Here is a 23,213-nt window from a genome sequence, read left to right as displayed (position 1 = left end):
CGGAATTACACCATAACTTACAAGTTATAGACGTAGAAGAACTTTCTACACATAGCACGCCTTACGATTATTTATAAAGTATATAAATAAAAATATAAAAATCAGTTCAAACGTTACGAAATTAATTCAAAAAGAAACAAATCATGAACTGCATAAATTAGATCGCTATCTTCTTTTTTCTAAACAAGTAGAACAATTGAAAATAGATATTCTGAAATTTTTCATTGAGGCAAAATCTTTAAATAAACAAATTATCGACTATAGTGCTCCAGCTAAAGGAAATACTCTTTTAAATTTTTGCAGGATTGGAAAAGAATTTCTTCCTTATACAGTAGATAAAAATCCTCATAAACAAGGTTTTCACTTGCCAGAAACTCGCATACCAGTTAAATCTCCTGAAGAAATTAAACAAACAAAACCTGATTATATTCTCATCATACCTTGGAACTTAAAAGAAGAAATTATAGAGGAATGCTCCTTCATTCGTGAATGGGGCGGGCAATTTTTAATTGTTATTCCGAAAGTAGAAGTGATTGAAGCATGAAGAAGGTCCTTATAACAGAAGGGAATGGTGGGATTGGTAAATACGTAGTACGTTCATTAATGCAAATGGGCTATGAAGTATATGCCACTTATAATAGAAATAAACCTTCTCACATTTTATGTCATTGGCATAAAGTAAACTTATTCATCATATCAAAGCATCTCACCTCTAATTCAGCAGTTTGTACCGTATGGTGGTCAAAGAATTGTCGTAGCTGGTACAAGTGCAGAGTACGAATGGATTAACAGTATGCTATCTGAAGAGTTTCCACTCCTTTCCTATAAAAATCCGTATTCATTATGTAAAAACACTTTACACTCTTGGCTACAATCTTATTCTGAGCAAACAGGACTCAGCATGTGCTGGGGAAGAATTTTTCATTTATACGGACCTTACGAACATGGCAATCGCCTTATTTCTAATATTAGTATTACTTCATTATTAAAAAATAAGGAGGCTTTATGTACACATAGGAAACAACATCGAAACTTCCTCCATGTAAGCGATGTTGCAGATGCTCTTTCTTCATTATAAAACAGTGATGTAATAGTTACTGTAAATGTCGCCTCTGGTCATTCTATTTAAATTAAAGAACTAACCTCTATTATCGTAAAAAGAATAGGGAAAGAACAATTAATCGAATTAGGTGCTTCCCTTCCCTAATAATGAACCTTTATTTGTTGGCGCGAATGTTGAACGGTTAAAAAATGAAGTACATTCGGAACTAAAATACGATATAAATACAGGAATCGAAGCAACTATTTTGTGGTGGGAAACATTTTTTAAGAATTCAAATTAGTACTTTATAAAAAAGCATAGCCATATGCATCGCTTAAACGTAGATCTTGTGTACCCGCTGCTAATTCTCTATACCATTCCTGCGGCTTTACCACCTTCAGAAAGCGTTGAACCAATCTGTAATTTTCTCTTTCGTATCGCATCATTCCAAGGACTAAATCCAAACCATAAAACACAAGCAAAATGTGGATAATTCTTACATTCATTCGCGGTTAAATGCCTGCCAACCCTATAACTTCAATGTTCATGATTATGAACAAATCTGCCTCTTCTCCATAATATCCAATTTTCTGGTAAGTATCCGTGAAATCTTTGTTTCATTAATGGGATAGAAGAGAATTCTTAATTACATTATAATCTTCTATTGTATCCACATCATAAAATAATTTAGCATCACTATATACAGTAATCTTACCTTGAAAAGACTTGTCAAAGAAAATGGAACGAGCTCCTTGGTCTCCTTTTAGTTTTTTCAAAACCGGAAAAATCCTCTTAGAAAATAAAATAGGTGGTTGCGGTATATCTTTATAGCTAGCAGCTATATAATCAAGCTGTGGGAAGTGCTGATAGTCATCTATTAGTGAATTTATAAGTTCAACTGTAACAAATGGCTGATCTGCAAGCATTACTAGCACTCCATCTGCATTCATGTTTTCTGCCTTCTCTAAACCGCAGCGAAGAGAATAAGACTGCCCAAAACATGCTTTTTTACAAGAAAGAATATGGATTCTTTCAACCTGGGTATACTGTAACAGCCAAGGCGTTTCATTAGAAACTATAACAATATCACTTAGATTTGAAGTAAGTGATGTATTCAATGCTATACTTCCAAGCGATGTATTTCGAATTGGAAGACACAGCTTATGTATCCCTGGACCTGTTCTTCGGCTCCTACCTGCTGCTAGATATATCCCTATTATTTTCATCATTTTTTCATCCTTATCATTTGTATCATTTCTGCCATAATGCTAACAGCAATTTCGCTTGGTCCCTCAGCTCCAATAGATAGTCCAGCCGGCGAACAAATCCAATTAGGTTTATCTATGCCCCCTAATAAACGTGAGGTTCGATGCCGGGACCCTAAAACTCCCAGGTAACGACAAGGACAGTTCTGCAAAATTTCCAGCAGTTCTTGGTCCCGTTTGAAATGATGCGTCATTATCATTATAAAATCCTGTTTCTTTATGGATATACTGGACATAATCTCTTTTGGAAATCCAATTATACATCTATCTGCTTCAGGAAACCGCACTGGTGTGCATAATCCCTCTCGCCAATCACAAACCGTAACAAAAAATCCTGTTTCTTTCGCTAAGGAGACAAGTGGTTTTGCGTCTTCTCCTGCCCCAAAAATAAACAAGGTGGGGCGTGGTTCGAAGCAATGTACATACAGATGGTCATACCAACCACTCTTCAAATTCGAGATATCTGGAATTTCTCCTATCCAATCCCCAAACGTATGTCCCTCTTCACTAAAAAAAAGAGTCTTTGACTTTGATAAGTCTTTAATCATCCATACAAGTAACCCTTTTTCTGTATACACTCTTACCTTCCGCAAATACTCCTGATATATATAATTCACTTGTTCCAATAATATATATATAATTCCGTTACATCCTACTCCCCATGATAAATCGTCTTCTTCTCTCATATCAAATTCATGTATGCTCCACTTTTCAATACTTACATCTTTAGTATAAAAATAAAGTTCCTCCTCAATGCACCCTGCGCTAAGCGTTCCAACCCTTATTCCATCCTCTCCAAACATCATCATTGAGCCTTCCTTCCGATATGACGAACCAGATACTCGAATGATAGTCGCAAGCGTGCAATTTTGTGGGATTGATATTGTCGCTTCTAAAATATCATGTATAGTAGACATCACAATTCACCTTACCTTTGATTTTGAAGTACTGATTTTACCGCTTCTCTAATTTCTTGATAACTTGTACATCGGCAAATGTTCGATTCTAACCATTCTTCAATTATTTCGTCAGTTGCTTTTGGATGGTTTGCTATGAGCGCATGGCAGTTTACAATAAATCCTGACGTGCAATATCCACACTGAAATGCCCACTTTTCTATAAATGCTTTTTGTACAGGCGATCCATGTAAACCTTCAATTGTTGTTATCCTTTTTTCTATTGCTTCTACTGCAAGCATAATACAAGATTTTATCGGCACCCCATCCACTAAAACCGTGCAAGCTCCACAGTCCCCATTTTCACATCCGCGTTTTGCTCCAGTTAAATCAAACTGATCTCGCAATGTATCTAAAAGCGTATCAGCTGTCCTCACTATTCCATGCCGATTTTCCTCGTTTATATGAAGAGTAACTTTTGTAATCAAAATCTCCCTCCTTCAAAATGCTCTAACATATCTCGTAATATATTTCTTAATACAAACAAACGGTAGTCTCTAGATCCACGAATATCATCTAGTACAGGTGCTGGAATATACAGTACCGTATTTTCTATCTTATCTTCAACTGACAACTGATTATTATTAATTGCTGTTTCCATAGCAGTAGAACGAAAAGGAAAAGCGCATAATCCACTAAAGGCCATACGAATTTTATTCCCTTTTTTCAAAGCAGCAAGCGTAATAACTGGATAATCAATTTTTTCAATTTTTCTCTTTTTCACACTATAAAAAGGTAATCCCACATACTCTATATCAGTTACAACTTGCAGAAGAAATTCTCCCTTGTTTAATCGTAGTCTTTCTATAAATAAGGAATGAATGGAAACGTAACGTATTCCTTTCATTCCTGCAATTACAAAAATGCTGTCCGCCAACAAAAAAGGAAGCACAGCTTCTCGATAAGGGATTTCACCTGCAATATTTCCGCCTAATGTAATTTTGTTTCTTGCTGTATGATCGGCCACTCTTGACGCTGTTTTACTTAGAAGCGGAAACACATTTGATTCTGAAACGCGAGTCAAGGTAAGTGCTGCACCGAAAATCACATAATTTTGATTTCTCACAATCACGTTGCATTCAGGGATTTCCTTTATATCGATTATAGAATTCGCAAAAAACTCTTCAAATCTACCTAGGGTAATAATCTCAGTTCCACCACCGTAATATAGTGAATTTTTCCCTTGTTGATAAAAATTAGAATATAACTGTAAAGCTTCTGTTATAAAATGAGGACGATAATATTCAAAGTCATTTGGAATCATGATAAAGGCTCCTTCTTTTTCAATTTTGTTCTCCAAATCAATTCTGGAGTAACTGGTAATTGATGCAAAGAAACCTGGGCTGCAACTGATAAACTATTAGCAAGAGCGGCTGGCATTCCAAGAATGCCATGTTCACCAAGAGCTCGGGAACCAAACGGAGAATCGTCATGAGGAGTTTCTATAAACTCTACTTTATATTCTGGTTGTTGACCGTAATGAGTTACTTTATATGAACGAAATTGATTATTTAATACTCTCCCTTTTTTGTCATAATTGAATGCTTCTCTTGTTGCAAAGCTAAGCCCCATACTCATTGCACCCATCATTTGAGTCTCGGCTCCTTTCAAATTTAACACCTTTCCAGCATCTATTACGCTGAAAGCACGAATTAATTTATACGTATAATCCCGCGTATCAAATTCAACTTCCACTGCTTGCGCTGCAATTCCCCATTCCGGGCCTGATTTTCCCTTCCCAGTTTCCTTATCAGGTTCTGTGATTCCTTCAAACGTATATGCTCCTCTTCCTACAATCTGTTGGTTAATTACTTGTCCGTTTGGAGCAACATATCCTAACGCAATCTGAGATATATCTATAGAAAGGTTTGGAGATTCTTTAACATATACTTGTTTGTTGGCAATTTCCAAATCCTCTATCGGATATCCTAATAAAATAGAGGCAGATTCTTTTAACTGTCTACTGATATCTTCTGTTGCAGCTAGCACTGCGTTCCCAACTAGGTACGTAGTTCTGCTTGCAGCTGTTTTCCAATGCTTTGGTGCAACCTGTGTATCTACTTCCATTTTGATATGTACATCTTCCATTTTCATCTTCATTTTTTCTGCTACCATTTGTGCAAGTACAGTTTTTGTACCTGTTCCAATTTCCACTGCACCACAATGAACATTTACACTTCCATTTTCATGAAACGTTATTACCGCACCCGCTCCTGCATCTGGTGGTGTTGTGGAGTTCTTCCATGCGAAGGAAATTCCCTTTGCATGAACTTTCCTATCTGAAATTTGGATATACTGCCCTTCATTCCAACTGATTAATTTTTTCAATCTTTCTAAACATTTTTTCGGATCTCCCATATTGCTTCTGGTTACCGGAACTTGTGTAGGTGTCGTATCTCCTGGTTTGATTGCATTTTTTAATCGAAATTCAAGTGGACACATTCCTAGTTTGTTTGCCATAATATCTACTGTCCGCTCCACAACGAAAGTATATTCAGAATGTCCAAATCCGCGGAATGCTGTAGCGTAAGGATGGTTCGTATACATACAGAGCGAATCGCACCATACATGTTCAATTGAATAAGGTCCTGTACAATCTAGACCCGCAGCTTTACTGACAACAACGGCTCGATCCGCATAAGCTCCACCATCAAATAAAAAGAGGAATTCCGCAGCCTTTAAGCTCCCATCTTTCGCACAACCCAGTTTGACTTTTGCTTGCAAACCAATATGAACGGGTGAAGTAATAAAATCTTCTTCCCTGCTATTACGAATTTTCACTCTTCTTCCACCTACAGCTTTAGAAGCAAGATAAGCTAATATTTCAATTTGTACCATAGTTTTTCCGCCATATGCTCCACCTACTAAAGGTACGCAAACATGTATGTTTCCTTTATCTATATCAAATGCTTCACTCAGCTGTTTCCTAATCTCGAATGGTGCTTGAGATGTAGAAGTAACAAGAACGACTCCGTTCGGCTTAATTTCTACTTTTGTACATCTCATTTCCATTGCCGCATGATCGGATTGTGGGAATGAAAAAAATTCTTCCACAATTATATCGCTCTCGTTAAACCCTTTCTTAACATCACCCTTCCGAACTTTTGTCCGCGTGGCAATATTTGTATTGGGCTCTGGTTGTGCTTCCTCTATGATTCTATATTCTCCTAACCGCTCATGAACAAGAGGAGTATTTTTTTGATATGCCTGTATAGGAGAATTGACAACAGGAATTTCTTTATACGTTACATGTATTGAAAAAACAGCTATTTGAGCAGCTGCTTCACTATCTGCGATTACCATGGCAATTGGCTCACCAAAGTATCTTACCTTCTCAAAAGCCAGAGGCGGTCGGTCAACTATACTACTGCCAACTAGATAAGGATAATCTTTACCTGTGATAATATTCCGTACACCTGTTACTTTCCAAGCTTTACTTATATCAATGTTCTCTATATATGCATGTGCATATTTACTAGTTACAAGCTTTACATGCAATGTTCCTATTTCATTTTCGTCGTCAATATACTTTGCTTTTCCCGTTACTTTATCCATCGCTTCTTTTCTTGGAATACTTTTTCCAATGATACGATATTGACTCATAAGCCCCCTCCTTTTGTTCCTACTCTATAGTATTAGTTTTATCCTACCTTTAGTACATGAAAAAACTCGCTCTATAGGGGGAATTTCAACATTTTTATACGTTAAGCAATTCTCAAAACGCATTACTAATAATTCCAATTGAGACTATAATTTAGAGATAAGTTAAGGGACATATTTCAAGTTATTTTATATATTCCTAAATACAATAGACCCTCCAAATCCACTCATCTCTTCTCCTCCTTATCATCCAAACGAATATCCATCAAATCAATATTCTTGATTACATCATCTAATGTTTTGATTTTCTTCGCATCAACCTTATACGGATGTGTAGTTCTAAAATATATACTATCTGTCTTTTTCACCGTTAATTCCTGTTCATCCATTATTCATCATCCTCCCCTTTTTAGGTGTCCAATTTTCCCCAAAAATAATAAAACTCCTTTCAATAGCACATGCTATATCTAAAAGGAGAACTCATGAAAATATTTAAATACATCTCACATACAATTGGATGGCTTGCGTTATTCTCAATTTGGTATGTAATGTTCCTATATCGCATTTTTTAGGTGTCCAGTTTTTCCAATAAAAAGAGAGCATCTATTAGCGCAGGTGGTTCTGTTGCAAAGTTTGAAAAAAGCATAAACAGGTTGGTAAATGAGGAACAATGTTTAGGAAGTAGCTAGTAATTGTTGAAGTTCATTGTACGTTGAAAAGGCGGAGTCTCTTTGAAGACTTCGCCTTTGTTTATATAGGGCATGAATGGTCTCAATACCTTTAATCGTACGTGAAGCATGACGAAGATTTTGAAATCCTGCGGATTTGGCAAAACATCTCTTTACATGCCTATGATCCTGTTCAATAAGATTGTTTAAATATTTGATTGTACAATGGATTGTAGTTTGATAAAATCCTTGTCTTCTTAATTTGTTAAATGCGCAAAGTAATGCTGGCGCTTTGTCTGTAGTGAGAACCGTTGGTTCTCCAAAATGTTTTACTAATCTTTTCATGAAGGCATAGGCAGCCTGATGATCCCGTTTTTTACGAAGTTGAATATCCAATGTGTGTCCATCTTTATTAATTGCACGATAGAGATAACGTCATTCTCCCTTAACTTTGATATAAGTCTCATCCAAATGCCAAGATAAGCATGCAGATTTATTTTTCACTTTCCAAATTTGATAGATGAGATTGCCATATTCATGAACCCATCGCATGATGGTTGTTGGGTGAACTGAAATACCACGTTCTTTCAGGATTTCAGACACATCGCGATAACTTAAAGAAAAACGGCAGTAGTAGCCGACAGCTACTAAAATAACATCTTTCTTGAATTGTTTTCCTTTAAAATATCTCATGTCTGATTCTCCTAGATTCTGTTTTCTAGAGTGTAGCTTCATGTAGAAAACTTTGCAACAGAACCCTTATAGCGATTCATTTTCATAACTATAGCCTAGTACCGCAATCGACGCTAGTTGATCTGAACTTTCTTGCCATGGATCCATTATACGATTACCTCCTATTAATGCAGGATAAATACCCGGGTTTTTCTGCTGCCAAATATGCCATAAGCGATCAACCTCAGCATGATGTAACCAAAAAAATGGATCTGTAGGGGAATATTGAATGTTATCCATGATTCCCCCTACCCATGCATGTACTTGATTATGGGCGGGAAGGTCAGAGCCATCTAATTTTTGACCATTACCTTCTAAGCCAATAGTGAATCTAGAATAATCGTCAAGGTTAAGGATAGGAAGTTGCTGTCGGAAATCATTAATGATAAAGTCAACATCACTACTTGAGGGCTTTAAACTCGAACCTGACAATGTACGAGGAGGCACTGAATTACCTGTTTGTGGATCCTGTGCAGGTAAAAAACCTTGTAACCATGCTGGGAATGGATCTACCCATCGCCAATAAGGAATGGTGACGAGTGTTTGTGCTTGTGGACGCAATGTTCGATCAGCCTTTTGTAACGCTTCTTCGAATGCTAGTAGGTAACGCCGATGCCATGACAAAAATCTTAGTGTACCATTTGGATTATCATTCATCGTATGCATATTATGTGACATATCGGCATGTATTTCTATTGTTGATTTATAAATCCCATCTCGAATCAACTTATTTACTGCATTTTTAAATGCTGTTTTTTCTTCATCATTAAAATTCTTTTGATCTTTACGTATAATTTGAACAGTTTTCTTAGTAGTAACAGTTATATTTTCAAACCTTTCTTCTTTCATGAAATTACTGCTAGTAATTAAAGCCTCTAGCTCACGTCCTACTTTGTCCATATCTACATTGGTTTCAGAAAATAAATTAAAGCGATGATACACTATTCTTCCCCCTTCAATTTAAAGTTTTCTTTCATTTCCCCCTTCACTCTATCCATTCAACAGAAAAATAGAAATCCTGTAAAACGAAAAATCTCTCTCCTCTATTAAAATCCCAATAGCATTAAAACATTCATGATAAGGGAGTCTTCTTTTGAAAAGAGACTCCCTTTTTATTATTGATAGCTATTTTAGTTAAAACTTCAGAGGCAATTCTTCTAATGACCTCATTAAGTAGTTTTCTTTCCATCTCACTTGCTCTTTATCGCCTTGTAGTTGAATAGTTGGCATACGTCGTAATAATGTAGGAATTGCAATTTTTGCTTCTAAACGAGCGAGTGGTGCACCAAGACAAAAGTGAATACCATGACCGAAAGCGATGTGACGATTGTTTTTTCTTGTAATATCAAATACATCAGCATTTGGAAATATTTTTTCATCGCGATTAGCAGATGCTACTGAAATAATAATCCTATCTTTTGGTTGAATATCTTGACCATGCAATGTGAATGGTTCTGCTGTCCAACGTAAAGTAGTTAACTCAACAGGGCTATAAAATCGTAATGCCTCTTCTATTGCTAAATTGATTAAATCAGGATTTTGACGAAGTTTTTGTAATTGAATTGGGTGTTCCAGTAATGCTAAAGTCATATTTGTAATTAAATTTACAGTTGTTTCATGTCCGGCAACGATAAGCAACGTAATTGTTGAATATAATTCTGATGCATTTAATTTCGTTCCTTCACTTTCTGCCTTTATGAGTGCACTTATTAAATCATCAGCAGGATTTGTTCTCTTTTTATGAACTAAATGCTGTATATACTCAGCAAATTCTCCTAATTTTTGATTGTTTTTTTTCATGTCTTCTAACGTATGTGGAGTAGCAATAATTGCTTGTGACCAAACTCTAAATTTATGTTGATCTTCAAGAGGAATACCTAACATTTCACTAATTACCATAATTGGTAGGGGGAAAGCATAATCACTTACAAGGTTTATAGATTGATTATGTTCCACTTTACTTAATAAAGTATCAGCAATATGTTGAATTCGGCCTTCAAGTTGTAAAACCATCTGAGGAGTAAATGCCTTTTGAGCAAGTGATCGTAAACGGCTATGATCAGGGGGATCTGAATTCAGCATATGATTTCTTAAGAGTTCTCTATTCTCTAGTGAGATAGGAACGTCCACTTCTTCTTTGTTACTGAACACGTTTTCAATATTTTTCATTAATTTTGCATCTTTTAATAAAGAGATTGCATCCTCATATCTTGTAATAAGCCAACTTTGACTCTGTTCCCCCGAAGATAAAGGATAAACAGGATGAAATGCGCGTAATTCTTCATAAATATCATATGCTTCCTGTTTAAATATAGGAGAAGATAATTGTGTTTCTAATAATAGCTTGAGATTTAGCTCATTTTTTGAAATCATTCATATAACCTCCATTATTCTTATTCAGATATTTGCACCAGAACCGTCCAAAGAGTATCTTTTTTATAACTATATTTTATATTAACGTAGAGTGGTAATATTGAATTATTTTATAATTAACCAGTTATGGAATCATAAGATTCTGTGATTTCTTTTATGGTGTCTTCATCCACTTTTCGAAGTGTAGCAAGTTTCTTAATATTGACCTTATTTGCGCCAATTTGTTGCGGTGAAATAAGTTTTTCAGATACTTCGGGCAAGTCTTTCCCTGCATAGATATAGAGTCCTACCCCATGAAAAGCAATCGCTTTTACTAACCAGCGTTGAATACTCGTATTAATATCAAAACTGTTCGGTTCAGCTATTGGATTGTTTTGGTTATTAAGTATCGGATGAATCTGGCTTAGTGGTAATCCATGTACAGTCACCTTAACTTCTACAAAGTAACCTATTCCCTAAAATTGATTCGCCATATCGGCTGCTGTTCCGCACGCTTATGCCAGAATTCCTCCATCAATGACATAATAGCTTCCTGTGATAAAAGAAGCATTATCTGAAGCTAAAAACAAAACAAGTTCTGCAATTTCTTCCGGCTGAGCATAGCGATTCATTGGTACCTTCGCTAACGCTCTTTCTCTCATCAGATTCACATGCTCTGGTCCTTTCCCCCCCTCGATGGCCTGCATCATTCGGGTGTCGACATATCCGGGGCAGATTGCGTTCACGCGAATCCCCATTCCTGCTGATTCTAAGGCAGCTGTTTTGGTCAACCCAAGCACTGCATGCTTAGAGGTAGCATAGGGAGCCAAACCAATGGAGCCTCTTAGCCCTGTAATGGATGCCGAATTGATGATACTTCCTGATCTTTGCTCCATCATGATAGCCATCACATGCTTTAAACCAAAAAAGACACCCTTGATATTGACATTCAGAACCTTATCTAAATCCTCGGAAGATGTTTCTGTAATCGGAGCAACCTTCCCTTCTATTCCCGCATTATTAAAGAAAACGTCAATTTTTCCGTACTTCTTCTTAGTTTGTTGAACAAAATTCTCAACTTGGTCCTCACTTGTCACATCAGCAGTTTGAAGTAAATAATCCTCTAATTCTAGTTCCTTAGCAAGTGACTCTAGTGCTTGATCATCCAAATCGACTAACGCAAGTTTCGCTCCTTGCTTGGCAAATAAACGCGCCGTCTCCTTGCCAATTCCTCCCGTAGCCCCTGTGATTAATACGACTTTCCCTGTAAGATCCATCTTTCTTCCTCCTCTTCCAAAGCTGATTTCTATTGCATATATCAAATCCATATTTTTAAGAACTGGATGGTACTTTGACCATATTAGGCATATTGGATTTTTCCTTCTTTCGATCTGGATTAACAAAGATCATAAATAGCAACCCAACAGTCAGAATGATGACTGAAATCATCAAAAATGAATAATTAAACCCTTGGGCCACATTATCTTTCCCAGCATATTGAATAATAAATCCAGTCACAATCGGACTGATCATCGCTGCCACATTCTGAAAAGCAACGATTATCCCAGAGAGAGTAGACGTCCGTTCAGGGAGCTGATGGCTCATAATAATATGAGAGGTCGAAAGAATTAGGTACGAAAGTCCATATGCCATAGTAATTGCGATGATCGACCATGCATGTGAGTGAATGACAAAGAGAGAACCTAAAAACAACGCGCCAACTACCATTCCAATTCCTGTTAGGCTTACTCGTGCTATACGAAAATTCTGTGTTTTTTTAAATATACGGTCGGAAATAGTTGCCATGATAAGGGAGAGAACAACCGATGATCCCCCAATTATTAATATGGAATTCGCCATCTGCATTTCTGAAAGTTTAACTACTTGTACGAAGTAAACAGGCATCCATATTTGCATCCAAGCAGCTAGGAAACAAAATCCAAATGAGGCGAATAAAGTAAATATGCAAGCTCGTGACAACAACACAGGATAGATTTCCGCCCAAGTAATTTTTGTTTTTGGCGTAGTAACGAGCTCTTGTTGCTTAATTTCTTGAAGCACTGGACTTTTCTTAGGAACAAATACTCCCCACAAAACTAACAGAAACAAGCTGAATAGTCCCATGATGGCAAATGTATGCCTCCAGCCAACCATTTGAGTTAGGAAGATAACCAAAGGAGCCACTCCATAAGCTCCAATTGTTGAACCAGCAATGAAAATAGTTGTCACTCGTGCTCGCATATCGCTAGGGAAGTAAGAAAACAAAAGCCTTAGAGATGCTGGAGCGTATCCTCCTTCAGAAACGCCAAGGAGCAAACGATACACTAAAATCGTAGAAAATCCAGAAATCACATAGCCTCCAACCAATTGAAGAATTGACCATACCAAAAGCATATAACTGATCATTTTCTTGGAACTGAATTTATCTGTAAGGGTTCCTACAACGATTGCGGCTACTGGGAAAATCCAAAAAAAGCTACTCCCAATAATCCCCCATTGTGCATACGATAAACCCAATTCTTTCATTATTGGAGCAGCAGCAATCCCAACAACACTCTTATCAGCAAAGTTAATTAAGAATCCAAAAAATAGGGTGATCAGCACAAACCAACGCATAAGCATTCCCCCAAATAATTGATTTAGACGTTTAAACTTACAATGATTTCCACTCCTGATAAGATATCAATGCTATATTTCACCTGAATCGATAATCCATTAAATCTGTACGGAAATCATTTTTATATTTAAATAATCGTCCAAGCCATACTTTCCGCCTTCACGTCCCATCCCGCTCTCTTTTACGCCGCCAAATGGAACTTGGACTGAAAAGGGAATAGCGTCATTTACTCCTACCATACCGTAATCCAATTGTTCGGAAACGCGGTACTTACGGGAAAGGTCATTAGTAAAGAAATATGAGGCAAGTCCATATTCAATGTCATTCGCTCTTTTAATCACTTCTTCCTCGCTTTGGAACCTTAAAAGCGGAATGACAGGTCCAAAAGTTTCTTCTCTGGTAATCAGCATATCATCCGTTACATCAGACAAAACAGTCGGGTCGTAAAAATTCCCATTGGAGTAAGCTCCATCTGATAGCCTTTTCCCACCGTTAAGGATACATGCCCCGAGGCGTACAGCATTATCCACCTGCTCTTGTATTTTTACGATAGCTTCTTCATTTGTCAGTGGCCCCATTTCATTTTGTTCATCTAATCCGTTACCTACTTTGATGTTTTGAACTTTTTCTTTCAACTTTTCAGCAAATTCCGAGTAAATACTTTCCTGGACATAAATGCGATTTGGACATATGCATTGTTGGCCATTGGAGCCAAATTTACTTCTTAACAAGCCCTCAATAGCTAAGTCGATATCCGCATCTTCAAAAACAATAAAAGGAGCATGTCCTCCTAATTCCATCGAGACGCGTTTAACAGTATGTGCAGATTGAGCAATAAGAACTTTTCCTACTTCCGTAGAACCGGTAAAGGAGATCTTTCTCACGATTTTGCTGTTCATGAGTGCGTTGGCTATGGGACCGGAACTTCCGATGACGAGATTAGCCACTCCTTTGGGCAAACCTATTTCATCAAAAATTTGAAATAAAGCAATCGAAGACAACGGGGCTTCTTTCGAAGGCTTCAGGACCACTGTGCAACCGGTAGCCAAAGCTGGTCCCAACTTTCTAGCTGCCATGGATAACGGAAAATTCCAGGGAGTAATGGCTCCTACAACACCGATGGGCTGCCGAATCGCCTGGATACGTTTGTTAGCTATTGATGGAGGAATGATATCTCCATAAATTCTGCGCGCCTCTTCGGCGTACCATTGAAAGAAGGCAATAGTCGACCCTACCTCTTGCCGGGCATGGTGAATTGTTTTTCCCATTTCTTTTGTAATGATTTGAGCCAATTCTTCCTTCTTTTCTTGTAGCTTCTCGACAATTCTCCATAAATAGGAACTGCGCTGTTCTGCTGTGAATGCAGCCCATTGAGGGAACGCCTCCTCTGCGGCTTCAATGGCTCGGTTTGTCTCTTCTTCACCCACAAAATAAACGGTATCCACCATTTCCCCTGTAGCCGGATTCTTCACTTCAAATACCTTATCCGTTTTCAACCATTCTCCGTTGATATACATCATCAACGCTCCCTCCGCGATTTTATATCTACAGGAAAAAACGAACTAGGTATAGTCGACTTTTCCTGAGTAATGAAACTTATTAGGACGCTATCATGAATGTTGCGCCTACATCTGTTCACAACCTGCAGTACAATTGAACTATTTCTTTTTTTCGTCATCTATCGATACACGGCGTAGCATTTTGTCAACAGCCGATTTTTGAAAATCTTTTCGAAGTTAAACGCACGAGGTTCTAGTTGTGCCATTCAATTAACTTCGCTTCAGTCACCATTAGGATTTTTCGGAACGATAACCGTAATTCACTGTTTCCTCGCGATAGGAATCTGGTTTCCTAATACAATAGACACCTTACGTATACCTTATCCGTGTATATATAGTTTTTTAGGAAACCGGCTCTTTAGGGCACGAAGGTGTTAAAGTAAACCCTTCGTAACCTTTAGCTGTTACGTCGTCACAAATCTTACGGTATTCCCCAACTCCCCCAACATAAATGAGGAATCCACGCGGCTTATCTTCAATATTTGCGCCTGTGTACCAAGAGTCAACCTTAGTAAGAAGCGTGGATTCAGCCAACTCTCTGCAATGTTTACTCCAAGCCTCTTCCGCATCTGCGCTTGCCTCAATCGTTTCGATATCATACTCACGAAGATACTCGATACAATCACCAATCCATTCAACATGTTGCTCTATAGATACAGGTACATTCGACAGTACTGAAGGACTTTCAGGGCCGGTAATCATAAACATGTTAGGGAAACCAGCATTCGCGATACCGAGGTACGTTCTCGTTTGTGTTCCATCAGCCCATTTCTCTTTTAGTGACACCCCATATTTACCGCGGATATCAATCTTAAACAGCGGGCCTGTTATCGCATCATAGCCAGTAGCAAAAACAATGACATCCAGTTCATATTCCGCTTCCGAGGTTCTTATCCCCTTAGGCGTGATTTCCACAATTGGCGCAGCCTTTACATCTGCCAAGGTAACATTATCGCGATTAAACGTCTCATAATAATTGATGTCCAGGACTGGCCGTTTTGCAGAATAGTAGTAGCTTGGCTTTAGCTTCTCGGCCACATTTGGGTCTTTTACAATTCCATCTATCTTAAAACGGATAAATTCACTAGCAGTTTCATTGGATTCTTCGTTTACCAACAGGTCATTGTAAGTTTGGCTAAACCCTAATCCCCCTCTTTCCCAGACCTTTTCGTATTCCCGCTGACGTTCTTCTAGTGTATCTTCCAGGGCGGACCGATCATTGATCACCGTATGAAGATAGCCCATTTTGGACCAACGTATTTGCTGCCTAATCTCCTCATAGTTTGCTTTCGTTTGACGTATAAACTCTGGGTCATATCGATAGTTTCTCGCCGGAGTACTGTACGCTGGAGTCCGCTGAAAGACAGTAAGATGACCCGCTTCTTGCGCAATAACTGGGATAGCTTGTATTCCGCTTGAACCCGTACCAATCACACCAACACGCTTTCCGCTGAAGTGTACCTTTTCATGTGGCCAGTGCCCGGTGTGGTATGCCTTACCTTCGAAACAATCTAAGCCCTTAAAGTTAGGTATATTGGAGGCCGATAGACAGCCTACTCCTGTGATAAAATACTTAGCAATCAAGGTAGTGCCATCGTGCGTTTGAATCTTCCAGTTTTTATTTTCTTCGTCGTAATGAGCAACCGTAATGCGTGTATTAAATTGGATATTACGGCGAAGGTCAAGCCTATCTGCTACGAAATTAAGATAGTTTAATATTTCCGCCTGTTCTGGAAATCTAGAAGTCCATGTCCATTCCTGAAGTAGCTCATCAGAGAAAGTATAATTATAAATGATGCTCTCAGAGTCGCATTTTGCTCCAGGGTATCGATTCGCATACCATACACCCCCGACTTCAGGTGCGGACTCAAAAGCACGGGTGGAAAAACCAGCCTCCCGCAAGCGGTATAACATGTATAATCCCGAAAAACCTGCTCCGACAACGGCTGCATCCAAATGTATATTTTGATTTATTTTGCTCATTTTATCCTCCCCTTTATAAAAAATTAAGTACTCAGGAAACTATCGATCTCAGAGACTGACAAATGAGTCATTTACTAACGGGTATTTGTTCATGAAAGGCTGTATGCAAATAGCGGGCCACTTGTTCGATTGCCTGCTTACCTTTATCCATAATTCCCGCCATCCAGAAGAATCCATGAATCATTCCTTGGTAACAAGTGGATTCTACTTGAACACCTGCTAGATGCAATCGGTTGGCATAGGCCAATCCTTCGTCACGAAGTGGATCATATTCCCCAGTAATGATTAGCGCAGGAGGAAGTCTTCTAAGATCTTCGGCAAGTAAAGGTGCTGCATAGACGTTTCGTTTATCTTCCTCCTTATTAAGATAATGTCGAGTAAACCACACCATGTTCGCATATGTTAGGAAATATCCTTCTCCATTCTCTTTGTACGAAGGCGTACTAAAAGAGAAATCCATGACCGGATAGATCAAAACTTGTGATACAAAGGTTGGTCCTTCCAGATCCCTTGCTTTCATCGTCACGGATGCAGCGAGATTTCCACCGGCACTGTCCCCACCGATAGCGATTCTCGTAGAATCTCCCTTCCATTCTCTTGCATGATTTGCTACCCACGTTGCTGCTTCATAACAATCTTCAAGAGGGATAGGAAACTTATTTTCAGGAGCCAAGCGATAATCTACGGACACTACAATGCACTCTGCCTGATTGGCAAGGCTACGGCAGGGCGTATCTGCCGTATCAAGATCTCCCAAAACCCAGCCTCCTCCATGAAGATAGAAGAAAATTGGAAAGAGTCCTTCTCCTTCTGGGGTATATATCCTTACCTTAATTTCTCCATTTTTCACGGGAATCATATATTCTTCTACCCTGGCTACCGATTCTGCTGGACCTGCTAGTTTTTGAAATTCTGCTGTTCTGGCACGGTTTTCTCCAAGTGTCAGAGCGAAAGGCGGTTCTCTTCCCTCCAACATATCTAGAAAAGCTTTCGCTTGATGATCTAACATAGTTGAACTGTTACCTCCTTTGATTAGGCTATTGATTGACCGTGCTTAGCTTAATTCCGGAAACTTCCTCCGTCACTTTGCTAATAATATCCACCGAGATGAGGAATTTTCCGGAGGCAGGATCACTTTGCACATCAGTTACTATAGACTGAAGCGCATCGGCATCAAGGTTAAATTCAGCAAAAGTATCCGGTAACTCAATTTGATGGCGTAGATTGCGAATAAAGCTAATCACTTCCGATAAACATTCTTCCGGCCGTAAAGAAGAATTTTCAATACCTAATTCTTTAGCAAATCGCTTAATTTTTGGTAAATAGAAGGAAGGCAGAGCAGCCATCACGTTTGGCAGAAGCACCGAATTAGCCAGGCCGTGCGGAATTCTAAACTTGGCCCCAAATACATGCGCCATATTATGCACGGGCACTCCATTGTTGCCAAATCCGAAAGCCGTAATTGCCATCGCACTTGCCATCAACATATTGCCTCTTGCTTCCAAATTAGTTCCTTCCTTGACTACGATAGGCAGGTTCTCTGCAATCAATTGAGCGGCATACAGTGCATAGGAATCCGTAAACGGAGTGGCTGTTGTTGAAAAATAACCTTCCACCGCATGCGTCAGAGCATCCATTCCCGTAAAAGCTGTTATCCTCGGAGGCAATCCAACCGTTAACTCAGAATCTAAAATAGCCATGTCAGCACTGAGATACGGAGTCCTTACTACAACTTTCAGGCCCAGTTTTTCATTAAAAATGACAGCCATTGGCGACACTTCTGCACCCGTTCCTGCTGTAGTAGGAATCGCTACATGCGGGATGCCAGTCGGTTGAGCTTCCGGCAAAAATTCTCTGATGCTGGTATGTAGTACTTCTTCCATGTCGTTATACCCTTTGTTTAGCATCCACTTGATGCCCTTTACAGCATCCAGAACACTGCCACCACCAAGAGCAATCAATGCGTCTGCCCGCTTATCCTTAAAAAACCGGACAGCCTTGGTAACGTTTTTCGCTTTGGCATCCTGTTCAATCTCGTCAAAGATACCCACAAGCTCTACGGATACCTGTGTACTTTTAAACAAGTCAATGATTTGAGAAGCAACACCCGCTTTGGTTAATCCTTTATCCGTAAACAGGATGGCCCGCTTTCCACCTAATCCCTGAATCATTTGCGGAAGCAAACTTCTTGTCCCCGCTCCGCTGGATATGGATGTTCTCAAATGAAATTCAGAAAAAGAACTGTTCATTTCCATCACCTGCTTTCCAATATAACCATTTAATTTAGAATTGACTTTAATCATTCCTAAACTTTCATATTGACTTATCATCATGTAAGTGTTTACAATTACAATAATAGTCTGATCTTTCAAATATATATATCCCCTAAAAATAGGGGGTTACTTCCCATAAAGCTTTCTCTTAAACTCCCAAGTTAGTCAAAGGTTATTCTTCCTTAACCTTATAGTCATCAATATTATTTCAATGCAAATGTTTATAGTATTTATAATCGAGAGTTTCTTCGTCATTATGTGAATATTCAAACGAATAATTTGGAGGATAATAATTATGCTTAGTACAGCCATAAAAAAGCAAATTCAATCCATTTCATTAGCTCCTTCCCATGATGAAAAGCAAATTCTTGCCGCCCGTGGCTTTATAGATCTTTTTCAATTTTCCCGTGTTGGTCTCTATTTCTATTCAACTTTAAGCAAAGTCGGTGAAGGCATATTGCGAATTGATAAACAAGGGATATCTTCCTTGCGGGAATGGAGAGAAGATGTTCGGAACATGCCACCTATCTATTCGGCCATTCAAGAGAGAAAGCCAAAACATATCGATTCTCAATTAATTCACCAAATGCCGATAAAATACACCAATGGTATGACAACTGAATTGCTGGTAGTTCCCTTTAGCTATGGCTCACACGTTGTTGGCTATGCCTGTATGGGGAGTACAGATTCCTTTACTGTTAGAGATAGTCTTATACACTCTCTAAGTGTATATGGGGAACATTTAGGGCAAATATTCGGAATAGATGACTACCATTGCGCCCCCAAAAGACTTTGCAAGCGGGAAATTGAAGTATTGCAGAAAATGTCTTGGGGTGAAAGCACGAAGGAAATGGCTGTATCTCTTGGTATTAGCGAATTTACCGTCCAGGATTATGTCCGATCCGCCATTCGAAAACTCGAGGTGTTCAATCGTGTACAAGGAGTGGCCGAAGCCTTGCGTAGAGGTATCATCCAATAAAAACGCCTCACCAACAACAAAGGGGCTGCCCGAAAAGAAATTTTTTAGCCTAAATCTTAAAAAAGAAAAACCCAAGAATGCTGTTATATCAACATTCTTGAGTTTTTCTTTTGGACAAATTTCACCCTGATCTGTTTAGATACAGTGCCAATTTGCACTATATTTATGACCATAATACACCAGGTACAGTGTAACAAAATATGTAACAATATTTAGTTCAAACCCTTTGTGATACATCTAAAATCACTTAGAGTTTAGCTATTCAGTTTTTTTACTTTTCCCCTCATACCCAGAATCGTTTCCATACCCCATGTAGTGCCTTTTATTTTAAGATTATTTAGGGATTTAAGTTTGATAACGTACAAATTTCCCGAAATGGTATAGTGCCCCTACAAGGTTATTTGCACACGAAATAAAAAGTTTTTTCTTTTCGAATACAGTATTTATGATGACCGATAAGGGGTGGTTTATTTATTTGTTTCTGAAAGCTTCAGTGTTGGAATGGTTCTTTGTAATGACGCCGATATTTGGTCCGATGGGATTTCTAATTGTGCTATTTCATTTTTGGAGATCGGAGAGAGAAAAGAAAAAAGGTTCTGTTGCAAAGTTTCCTACATGAAGCTACACTCTAGAAAACAGGATCTAGGGGTACGGAAACGATTCTGGGTATGAGGGGCCACTCTTGGATTTAATTACAAATTAAAAAAGAACTTTATTCAAGTTCTCTTAATCTACGATATAGAGCGACCTGATTCACTCCTGTAATCCTTGTTTTTGAGCTTCTTTCTAATATCTATAAATGCTAGGATCATTATTATCGTGCATAGCAATTTGAGCCATCGAAACTCTTGGTGGAACATTAGTCCAGAGAAGAATTCATAAGCATATAAGAAACCAATGATTGGGAACAACCAAAGCATAAACTTCAAATCTTTTAAATGATATTTATAATTACTAATCTTTTTCCACATATATATTTATTCACTCCTTACTTGTTGAAGTTCTATAGTTTTTCTTGATGATATCTTTCATGTCTCTGATAAAGAATAGAATAAATAGAACACCTAAGATACCATTAATCCAAAAATATGTATTCCCTGTTGTGAATTTGTCATAGAAGGAAAAGGCATTACAGATGATAAGGATTAATGAACCTAAGCTTCTCATAATTGTCACCTCAATTTAGCATGTTATGATCTTTTATATAATTATACATTTAGATGTAAGGATTTAAAAGGGGATTAAAAATATATAAAGAGATTATAGCGAGGTGGTGAATATGACAAGGTAACGATTTGTTTTTTCGGGCCAAACCTAGTTGAATTCATTTCAAAAAGTCAACTGATGGCCCCTCATACCCAGAATCGTTTCCGTACCCCATTATCACAAAACGGATTCTCAAATCATTTGAAAATCCGCCCAGTGACAACGTGCTCATTTATATGTGTAAACGATTAATACCCTAAGATGTCTATTTCTCCTGCTGAAGCATATCCATTTACTCCGTTTACTACCTCTAATTTCACATATTTAGCAGTTACAGGATTAAATGTTGCAAATTGTTGTTTCTTACTATTTTCCCATGTTCCAGAAGTTACTTTTTGATAGTTTACACCATCTGTACTTGTGTAAATGTTATAGCTTAAAATACGACCATTTGGAGATTCATCTTGTCTCGGAAGATATGATAGCTGTGTAATGGTACGAGTTTCACCAAGGTCAATCGTTAAATTGGATGGATATTTGTTTGGTTCACTCCATTTACTATGCCATCTTGTATATGGATTCCCATCAATTGCATTCGTTGCAGGTTCAACCCCTAATTCTTCACTACTTGCAATTACCTTCATGTTTTGTTTAGGTAATGTATTTAGCTGAACAGGTTTAGAATCAGTTCCTTCCCAAATAGGAGCAGTTACTGTTTGTAAATTCAAAGCTTCTATTTTTTGTCTTGTTTCTGACGATGCTTTCAGTCCCCATTTATCAAAGAATGGAAGTAAATTTTTCTGTGCAACCTTAGAAGTGTTATAAATGAAACCTTGTATTTGCTCGTCATCCGTTTTAGGTAACTCTTCGTTCGGCATTGCACGGTATAATTGATGTAATTTCGGATAAAAATCTTCCCCAAAAGCTAAATCTAATTGCCAAAACATTACTAATTTTATAAATACATCATCAATTTTATTATAATCTTTTTCTGATTGAGGCTTATTCAAATAAGTGAATGCACTTTCATATCTTCCATCATTCTCTAAGTTCGATGGATTTCCCCAAGCACGTTGTGAAAACATACTGTAAATGTTATTAGTAACTTCTCCTAATCCATCCCACTTCCAAGGAAGTTGTTGACGTTGGTGACCCATTTCATGCCAAGGTCCCCATCCGTTTTCTGTAAATTCTTTCACGTTTAGTACATGCTGAATCGCGTCTCCGACATATGCTGTTGAATAATTAGTGGCATACATATAATAATCAAGAGAGTGATTATCCTCTGCAAAGCTTATGTAATGTTTGTCTGCTTGTTCCTCAGATAAACCAGCAAGTCTATCTTGAATTCTAACAGCTTCATCTATCTTTTTTAAGAGTTCTTCAGGGTCTGTATTAGAACCTAATAAATATTTTTTTACTCTTTCTGGACTGGCAGTTATTAAGGAACGCTCTCCTTTTAGTTCCACTGCATGGGCATTAGGGTACATATCTAGCATATTAACTAAATCTTGTTTCGTATGTTTTCCTAATTCAAAGAAAGGTATAGGTGTTCCTCCGGTTTTAATCTCAGCTTTTACTGTGCCGCCTTGTTGTGAATTATAAAAATAAATCATTCCGCCATTTGTATTTTCGATTGTATTTTCTCCTGGCTTTAAAGTAAATGACTTTACTACTGGGTTTTGACTATAAGAATCGTTCCACCATCCGGCATCGTAGGAGAATGTTCCTATATAAGCTTGAATGTTCTGTGTTCCTTCTACTTGAATGGTTATTTTTTCATTTGGACTTGCATATAGTCCAGTTGGTTCATAGGGACTAAACTTAAATTGTCGTCTATCTCTATCTCTGATTTGTTCTACATCTCCCTTGCCTATTACATTAAAGATACGTTCTGTTGATACTGGAGTTTGGGATTCAGCTAAGACTTTTGTTACTCCCATCTCTACCCCTATAAATGGAGCAGTAAGTACATTTACAG

The 23,213-nt window shown here is 38.0% G+C and carries 19 protein-coding genes and 5 pseudogenes; 4 read left to right on the top strand and 20 right to left on the bottom strand.

What is annotated here, in order from left to right:
• Positions 1-17 precede the first annotated feature (17 nt).
• Together MKX77_RS28995 and MKX77_RS28990 are read left to right on the top strand one after the other, a co-directional pair.
• A pseudogene (locus tag MKX77_RS28995) lies at positions 18-544 on the top strand (methyltransferase C-terminal domain-containing protein); the annotation flags it as partial.
• Positions 541-1,343 (top strand): annotated as a pseudogene (locus MKX77_RS28990) (NAD-dependent epimerase/dehydratase family protein). The pseudogenes MKX77_RS28995 and MKX77_RS28990, both read left to right, overlap by 4 nt.
• A gap of 4 nt (positions 1,344-1,347) precedes the next feature.
• On the opposite strand, the pseudogene MKX77_RS28985 reads toward MKX77_RS28990, so the two are convergent.
• From MKX77_RS28985 to MKX77_RS28905, 17 genes and pseudogenes are all read right to left on the bottom strand, one after another.
• Positions 1,348-1,672, bottom strand: a pseudogene (locus tag MKX77_RS28985) (glycosyltransferase family 2 protein); the annotation flags it as partial.
• Complete coding sequence (gene pucB / locus MKX77_RS28980) at positions 1,663-2,271, bottom strand: xanthine dehydrogenase accessory protein PucB (protein ID WP_341308547.1); 609 nt, start codon at positions 2,269-2,271, stop codon at positions 1,663-1,665. The gene pucB and the pseudogene MKX77_RS28985, both read right to left, overlap by 10 nt.
• Positions 2,268-3,224, bottom strand: a complete 957-nt coding sequence (locus tag MKX77_RS28975; protein WP_341308546.1) for an XdhC family protein — start codon at positions 3,222-3,224, stop codon at positions 2,268-2,270. Before MKX77_RS28975 ends, pucB begins: the two co-directional genes overlap by 4 nt.
• A gap of 11 nt (positions 3,225-3,235) precedes the next feature.
• Positions 3,236-3,691, bottom strand: coding sequence for a (2Fe-2S)-binding protein (locus MKX77_RS28970; protein WP_341308545.1), 456 nt, complete (start codon positions 3,689-3,691; stop codon positions 3,236-3,238).
• Complete coding sequence (locus MKX77_RS28965; protein ID WP_341308544.1) at positions 3,688-4,527, bottom strand: FAD binding domain-containing protein; 840 nt, start codon at positions 4,525-4,527, stop codon at positions 3,688-3,690. Before MKX77_RS28965 ends, MKX77_RS28970 begins: the two co-directional genes overlap by 4 nt.
• A complete protein-coding gene (locus MKX77_RS28960) occupies positions 4,524-6,866 on the bottom strand; it encodes a xanthine dehydrogenase family protein molybdopterin-binding subunit (protein WP_341308543.1) in 2,343 nt (780 codons plus the stop codon). Before MKX77_RS28960 ends, MKX77_RS28965 begins: the two co-directional genes overlap by 4 nt.
• Positions 6,867-7,090: 224 nt before the next feature.
• On the bottom strand, positions 7,091-7,252 hold the full coding sequence (locus MKX77_RS28955; protein ID WP_341308542.1) for a hypothetical protein: 162 nt from the start codon (positions 7,250-7,252) through the stop codon (positions 7,091-7,093).
• A 285-nt stretch (positions 7,253-7,537) separates the two neighbouring features.
• Positions 7,538-8,224, bottom strand: a pseudogene (locus tag MKX77_RS28950) (IS6 family transposase).
• Positions 8,225-8,290: 66 nt separating this feature from the next.
• Entirely contained in the window at positions 8,291-9,163 is an 873-nt protein-coding gene (locus MKX77_RS28945) for a tyrosinase family protein (protein WP_341308541.1), read from the bottom strand.
• A 234-nt stretch (positions 9,164-9,397) separates the two neighbouring features.
• Positions 9,398-10,636: a cytochrome P450 family protein gene (locus tag MKX77_RS28940; RefSeq protein WP_341308540.1), complete on the bottom strand. Its 1,239-nt coding sequence runs from the start codon at positions 10,634-10,636 to the stop codon at positions 9,398-9,400.
• 152 nt (positions 10,637-10,788) lie between these two features.
• Positions 10,789-11,085, bottom strand: a pseudogene (locus MKX77_RS28935) (Sak single strand annealing protein); the annotation flags it as partial.
• Between the two features lie 45 nt (positions 11,086-11,130).
• Entirely contained in the window at positions 11,131-11,892 is a 762-nt protein-coding gene (locus MKX77_RS28930; RefSeq protein WP_341308539.1) for an SDR family NAD(P)-dependent oxidoreductase, read from the bottom strand.
• 55 nt (positions 11,893-11,947) lie between these two features.
• On the bottom strand, positions 11,948-13,231 hold the full coding sequence (locus tag MKX77_RS28925; protein ID WP_341308538.1) for an MFS transporter: 1,284 nt from the start codon (positions 13,229-13,231) through the stop codon (positions 11,948-11,950).
• 99 nt (positions 13,232-13,330) lie between these two features.
• On the bottom strand, positions 13,331-14,749 hold the full coding sequence (locus tag MKX77_RS28920; RefSeq protein ID WP_341308569.1) for an NAD-dependent succinate-semialdehyde dehydrogenase: 1,419 nt from the start codon (positions 14,747-14,749) through the stop codon (positions 13,331-13,333).
• Between the two features lie 384 nt (positions 14,750-15,133).
• Positions 15,134-16,774 (bottom strand): flavin-containing monooxygenase, encoded by a 1,641-nt coding sequence (locus MKX77_RS28915; RefSeq protein ID WP_341308537.1) that lies wholly within the window; start codon positions 16,772-16,774, stop codon positions 15,134-15,136.
• A 67-nt stretch (positions 16,775-16,841) separates the two neighbouring features.
• Positions 16,842-17,783, bottom strand: coding sequence for an alpha/beta hydrolase (locus MKX77_RS28910; RefSeq protein WP_341308536.1), 942 nt, complete (start codon positions 17,781-17,783; stop codon positions 16,842-16,844).
• A gap of 28 nt (positions 17,784-17,811) precedes the next feature.
• Positions 17,812-19,146, bottom strand: coding sequence for an iron-containing alcohol dehydrogenase (locus tag MKX77_RS28905; protein WP_341308535.1), 1,335 nt, complete (start codon positions 19,144-19,146; stop codon positions 17,812-17,814).
• A 196-nt stretch (positions 19,147-19,342) separates the two neighbouring features.
• On the opposite strand from MKX77_RS28905, the gene MKX77_RS28900 reads away from it, so the two are divergent.
• Together MKX77_RS28900 and MKX77_RS28895 are read left to right on the top strand one after the other, a co-directional pair.
• The gene (locus MKX77_RS28900) at positions 19,343-20,026 is read left to right on the top strand and encodes a LuxR C-terminal-related transcriptional regulator (protein WP_341308534.1); all 684 of its coding nucleotides are present in this window, start codon (positions 19,343-19,345) and stop codon (positions 20,024-20,026) included.
• A gap of 475 nt (positions 20,027-20,501) precedes the next feature.
• Positions 20,502-20,645: a hypothetical protein gene (locus MKX77_RS28895; protein ID WP_341308533.1), complete on the top strand. Its 144-nt coding sequence runs from the start codon at positions 20,502-20,504 to the stop codon at positions 20,643-20,645.
• A gap of 112 nt (positions 20,646-20,757) precedes the next feature.
• Here MKX77_RS28895 and MKX77_RS28890 read toward each other — a convergent pair whose 3' ends face one another.
• The 3 genes from MKX77_RS28890 to MKX77_RS28880 all read right to left on the bottom strand — a co-directional run bounded on the left by MKX77_RS28890 (position 20,758) and on the right by MKX77_RS28880 (position 23,175).
• Positions 20,758-20,997, bottom strand: coding sequence for a hypothetical protein (locus MKX77_RS28890; protein ID WP_341308532.1), 240 nt, complete (start codon positions 20,995-20,997; stop codon positions 20,758-20,760).
• 10 nt (positions 20,998-21,007) lie between these two features.
• A complete protein-coding gene (locus MKX77_RS28885; protein WP_341308531.1) occupies positions 21,008-21,193 on the bottom strand; it encodes a hypothetical protein in 186 nt (61 codons plus the stop codon).
• Between the two features lie 287 nt (positions 21,194-21,480).
• Positions 21,481-23,175, bottom strand: a complete 1,695-nt coding sequence (locus MKX77_RS28880; protein WP_341308568.1) for a M60 family metallopeptidase — start codon at positions 23,173-23,175, stop codon at positions 21,481-21,483.
• Positions 23,176-23,213: the final 38 nt, after the last annotated feature.

The organism is Bacillus sp. FSL R9-9410 (assembly GCF_038050385.1).
GTDB lineage: Bacteria > Bacillota > Bacilli > Bacillales > Bacillaceae_G > Bacillus_A > Bacillus_A cereus_U.
Note: the sequence above shows the minus strand (reverse complement) of the source record. Positions and strands in the feature narration are given on the sequence as shown.

What these genes read in the sequence shown, in the direction of transcription:
- MKX77_RS28960 (WP_341308543.1), bottom strand. Translation starts at nt 6,866, where the DNA reads ATGAGTCAATATCGTATCATTGGAAAAAGTATTCCAAGAAAAGAAGCG.
- MKX77_RS28930 (WP_341308539.1), bottom strand. Translation starts at nt 11,892, where the DNA reads ATGGATCTTACAGGGAAAGTCGTATTAATCACAGGGGCTACGGGAGGA.
- MKX77_RS28915 (WP_341308537.1), bottom strand. Translation starts at nt 16,774, where the DNA reads ATGAGCAAAATAAATCAAAATATACATTTGGATGCAGCCGTTGTCGGA.
- MKX77_RS28880 (WP_341308568.1), bottom strand. Translation starts at nt 23,175, where the DNA reads ATGGGAGTAACAAAAGTCTTAGCTGAATCCCAAACTCCAGTATCAACA.
- pucB (WP_341308547.1), bottom strand. Translation starts at nt 2,271, where the DNA reads ATGATGAAAATAATAGGGATATATCTAGCAGCAGGTAGGAGCCGAAGA.
- MKX77_RS28945 (WP_341308541.1), bottom strand. Translation starts at nt 9,163, where the DNA reads ATGGACAAAGTAGGACGTGAGCTAGAGGCTTTAATTACTAGCAGTAAT.
- MKX77_RS28975 (WP_341308546.1), bottom strand. Translation starts at nt 3,224, where the DNA reads ATGTCTACTATACATGATATTTTAGAAGCGACAATATCAATCCCACAA.
- MKX77_RS28900 (WP_341308534.1), top strand. Translation starts at nt 19,343, where the DNA reads ATGCTTAGTACAGCCATAAAAAAGCAAATTCAATCCATTTCATTAGCT.
- MKX77_RS28925 (WP_341308538.1), bottom strand. Translation starts at nt 13,231, where the DNA reads ATGCGTTGGTTTGTGCTGATCACCCTATTTTTTGGATTCTTAATTAAC.
- MKX77_RS28885 (WP_341308531.1), bottom strand. Translation starts at nt 21,193, where the DNA reads ATGAGAAGCTTAGGTTCATTAATCCTTATCATCTGTAATGCCTTTTCC.
- MKX77_RS28940 (WP_341308540.1), bottom strand. Translation starts at nt 10,636, where the DNA reads ATGATTTCAAAAAATGAGCTAAATCTCAAGCTATTATTAGAAACACAA.
- MKX77_RS28920 (WP_341308569.1), bottom strand. Translation starts at nt 14,749, where the DNA reads ATGTATATCAACGGAGAATGGTTGAAAACGGATAAGGTATTTGAAGTG.
- MKX77_RS28910 (WP_341308536.1), bottom strand. Translation starts at nt 17,783, where the DNA reads ATGTTAGATCATCAAGCGAAAGCTTTTCTAGATATGTTGGAGGGAAGA.
- MKX77_RS28965 (WP_341308544.1), bottom strand. Translation starts at nt 4,527, where the DNA reads ATGATTCCAAATGACTTTGAATATTATCGTCCTCATTTTATAACAGAA.
- MKX77_RS28955 (WP_341308542.1), bottom strand. Translation starts at nt 7,252, where the DNA reads ATGGATGAACAGGAATTAACGGTGAAAAAGACAGATAGTATATATTTT.
- MKX77_RS28890 (WP_341308532.1), bottom strand. Translation starts at nt 20,997, where the DNA reads ATGTGGAAAAAGATTAGTAATTATAAATATCATTTAAAAGATTTGAAG.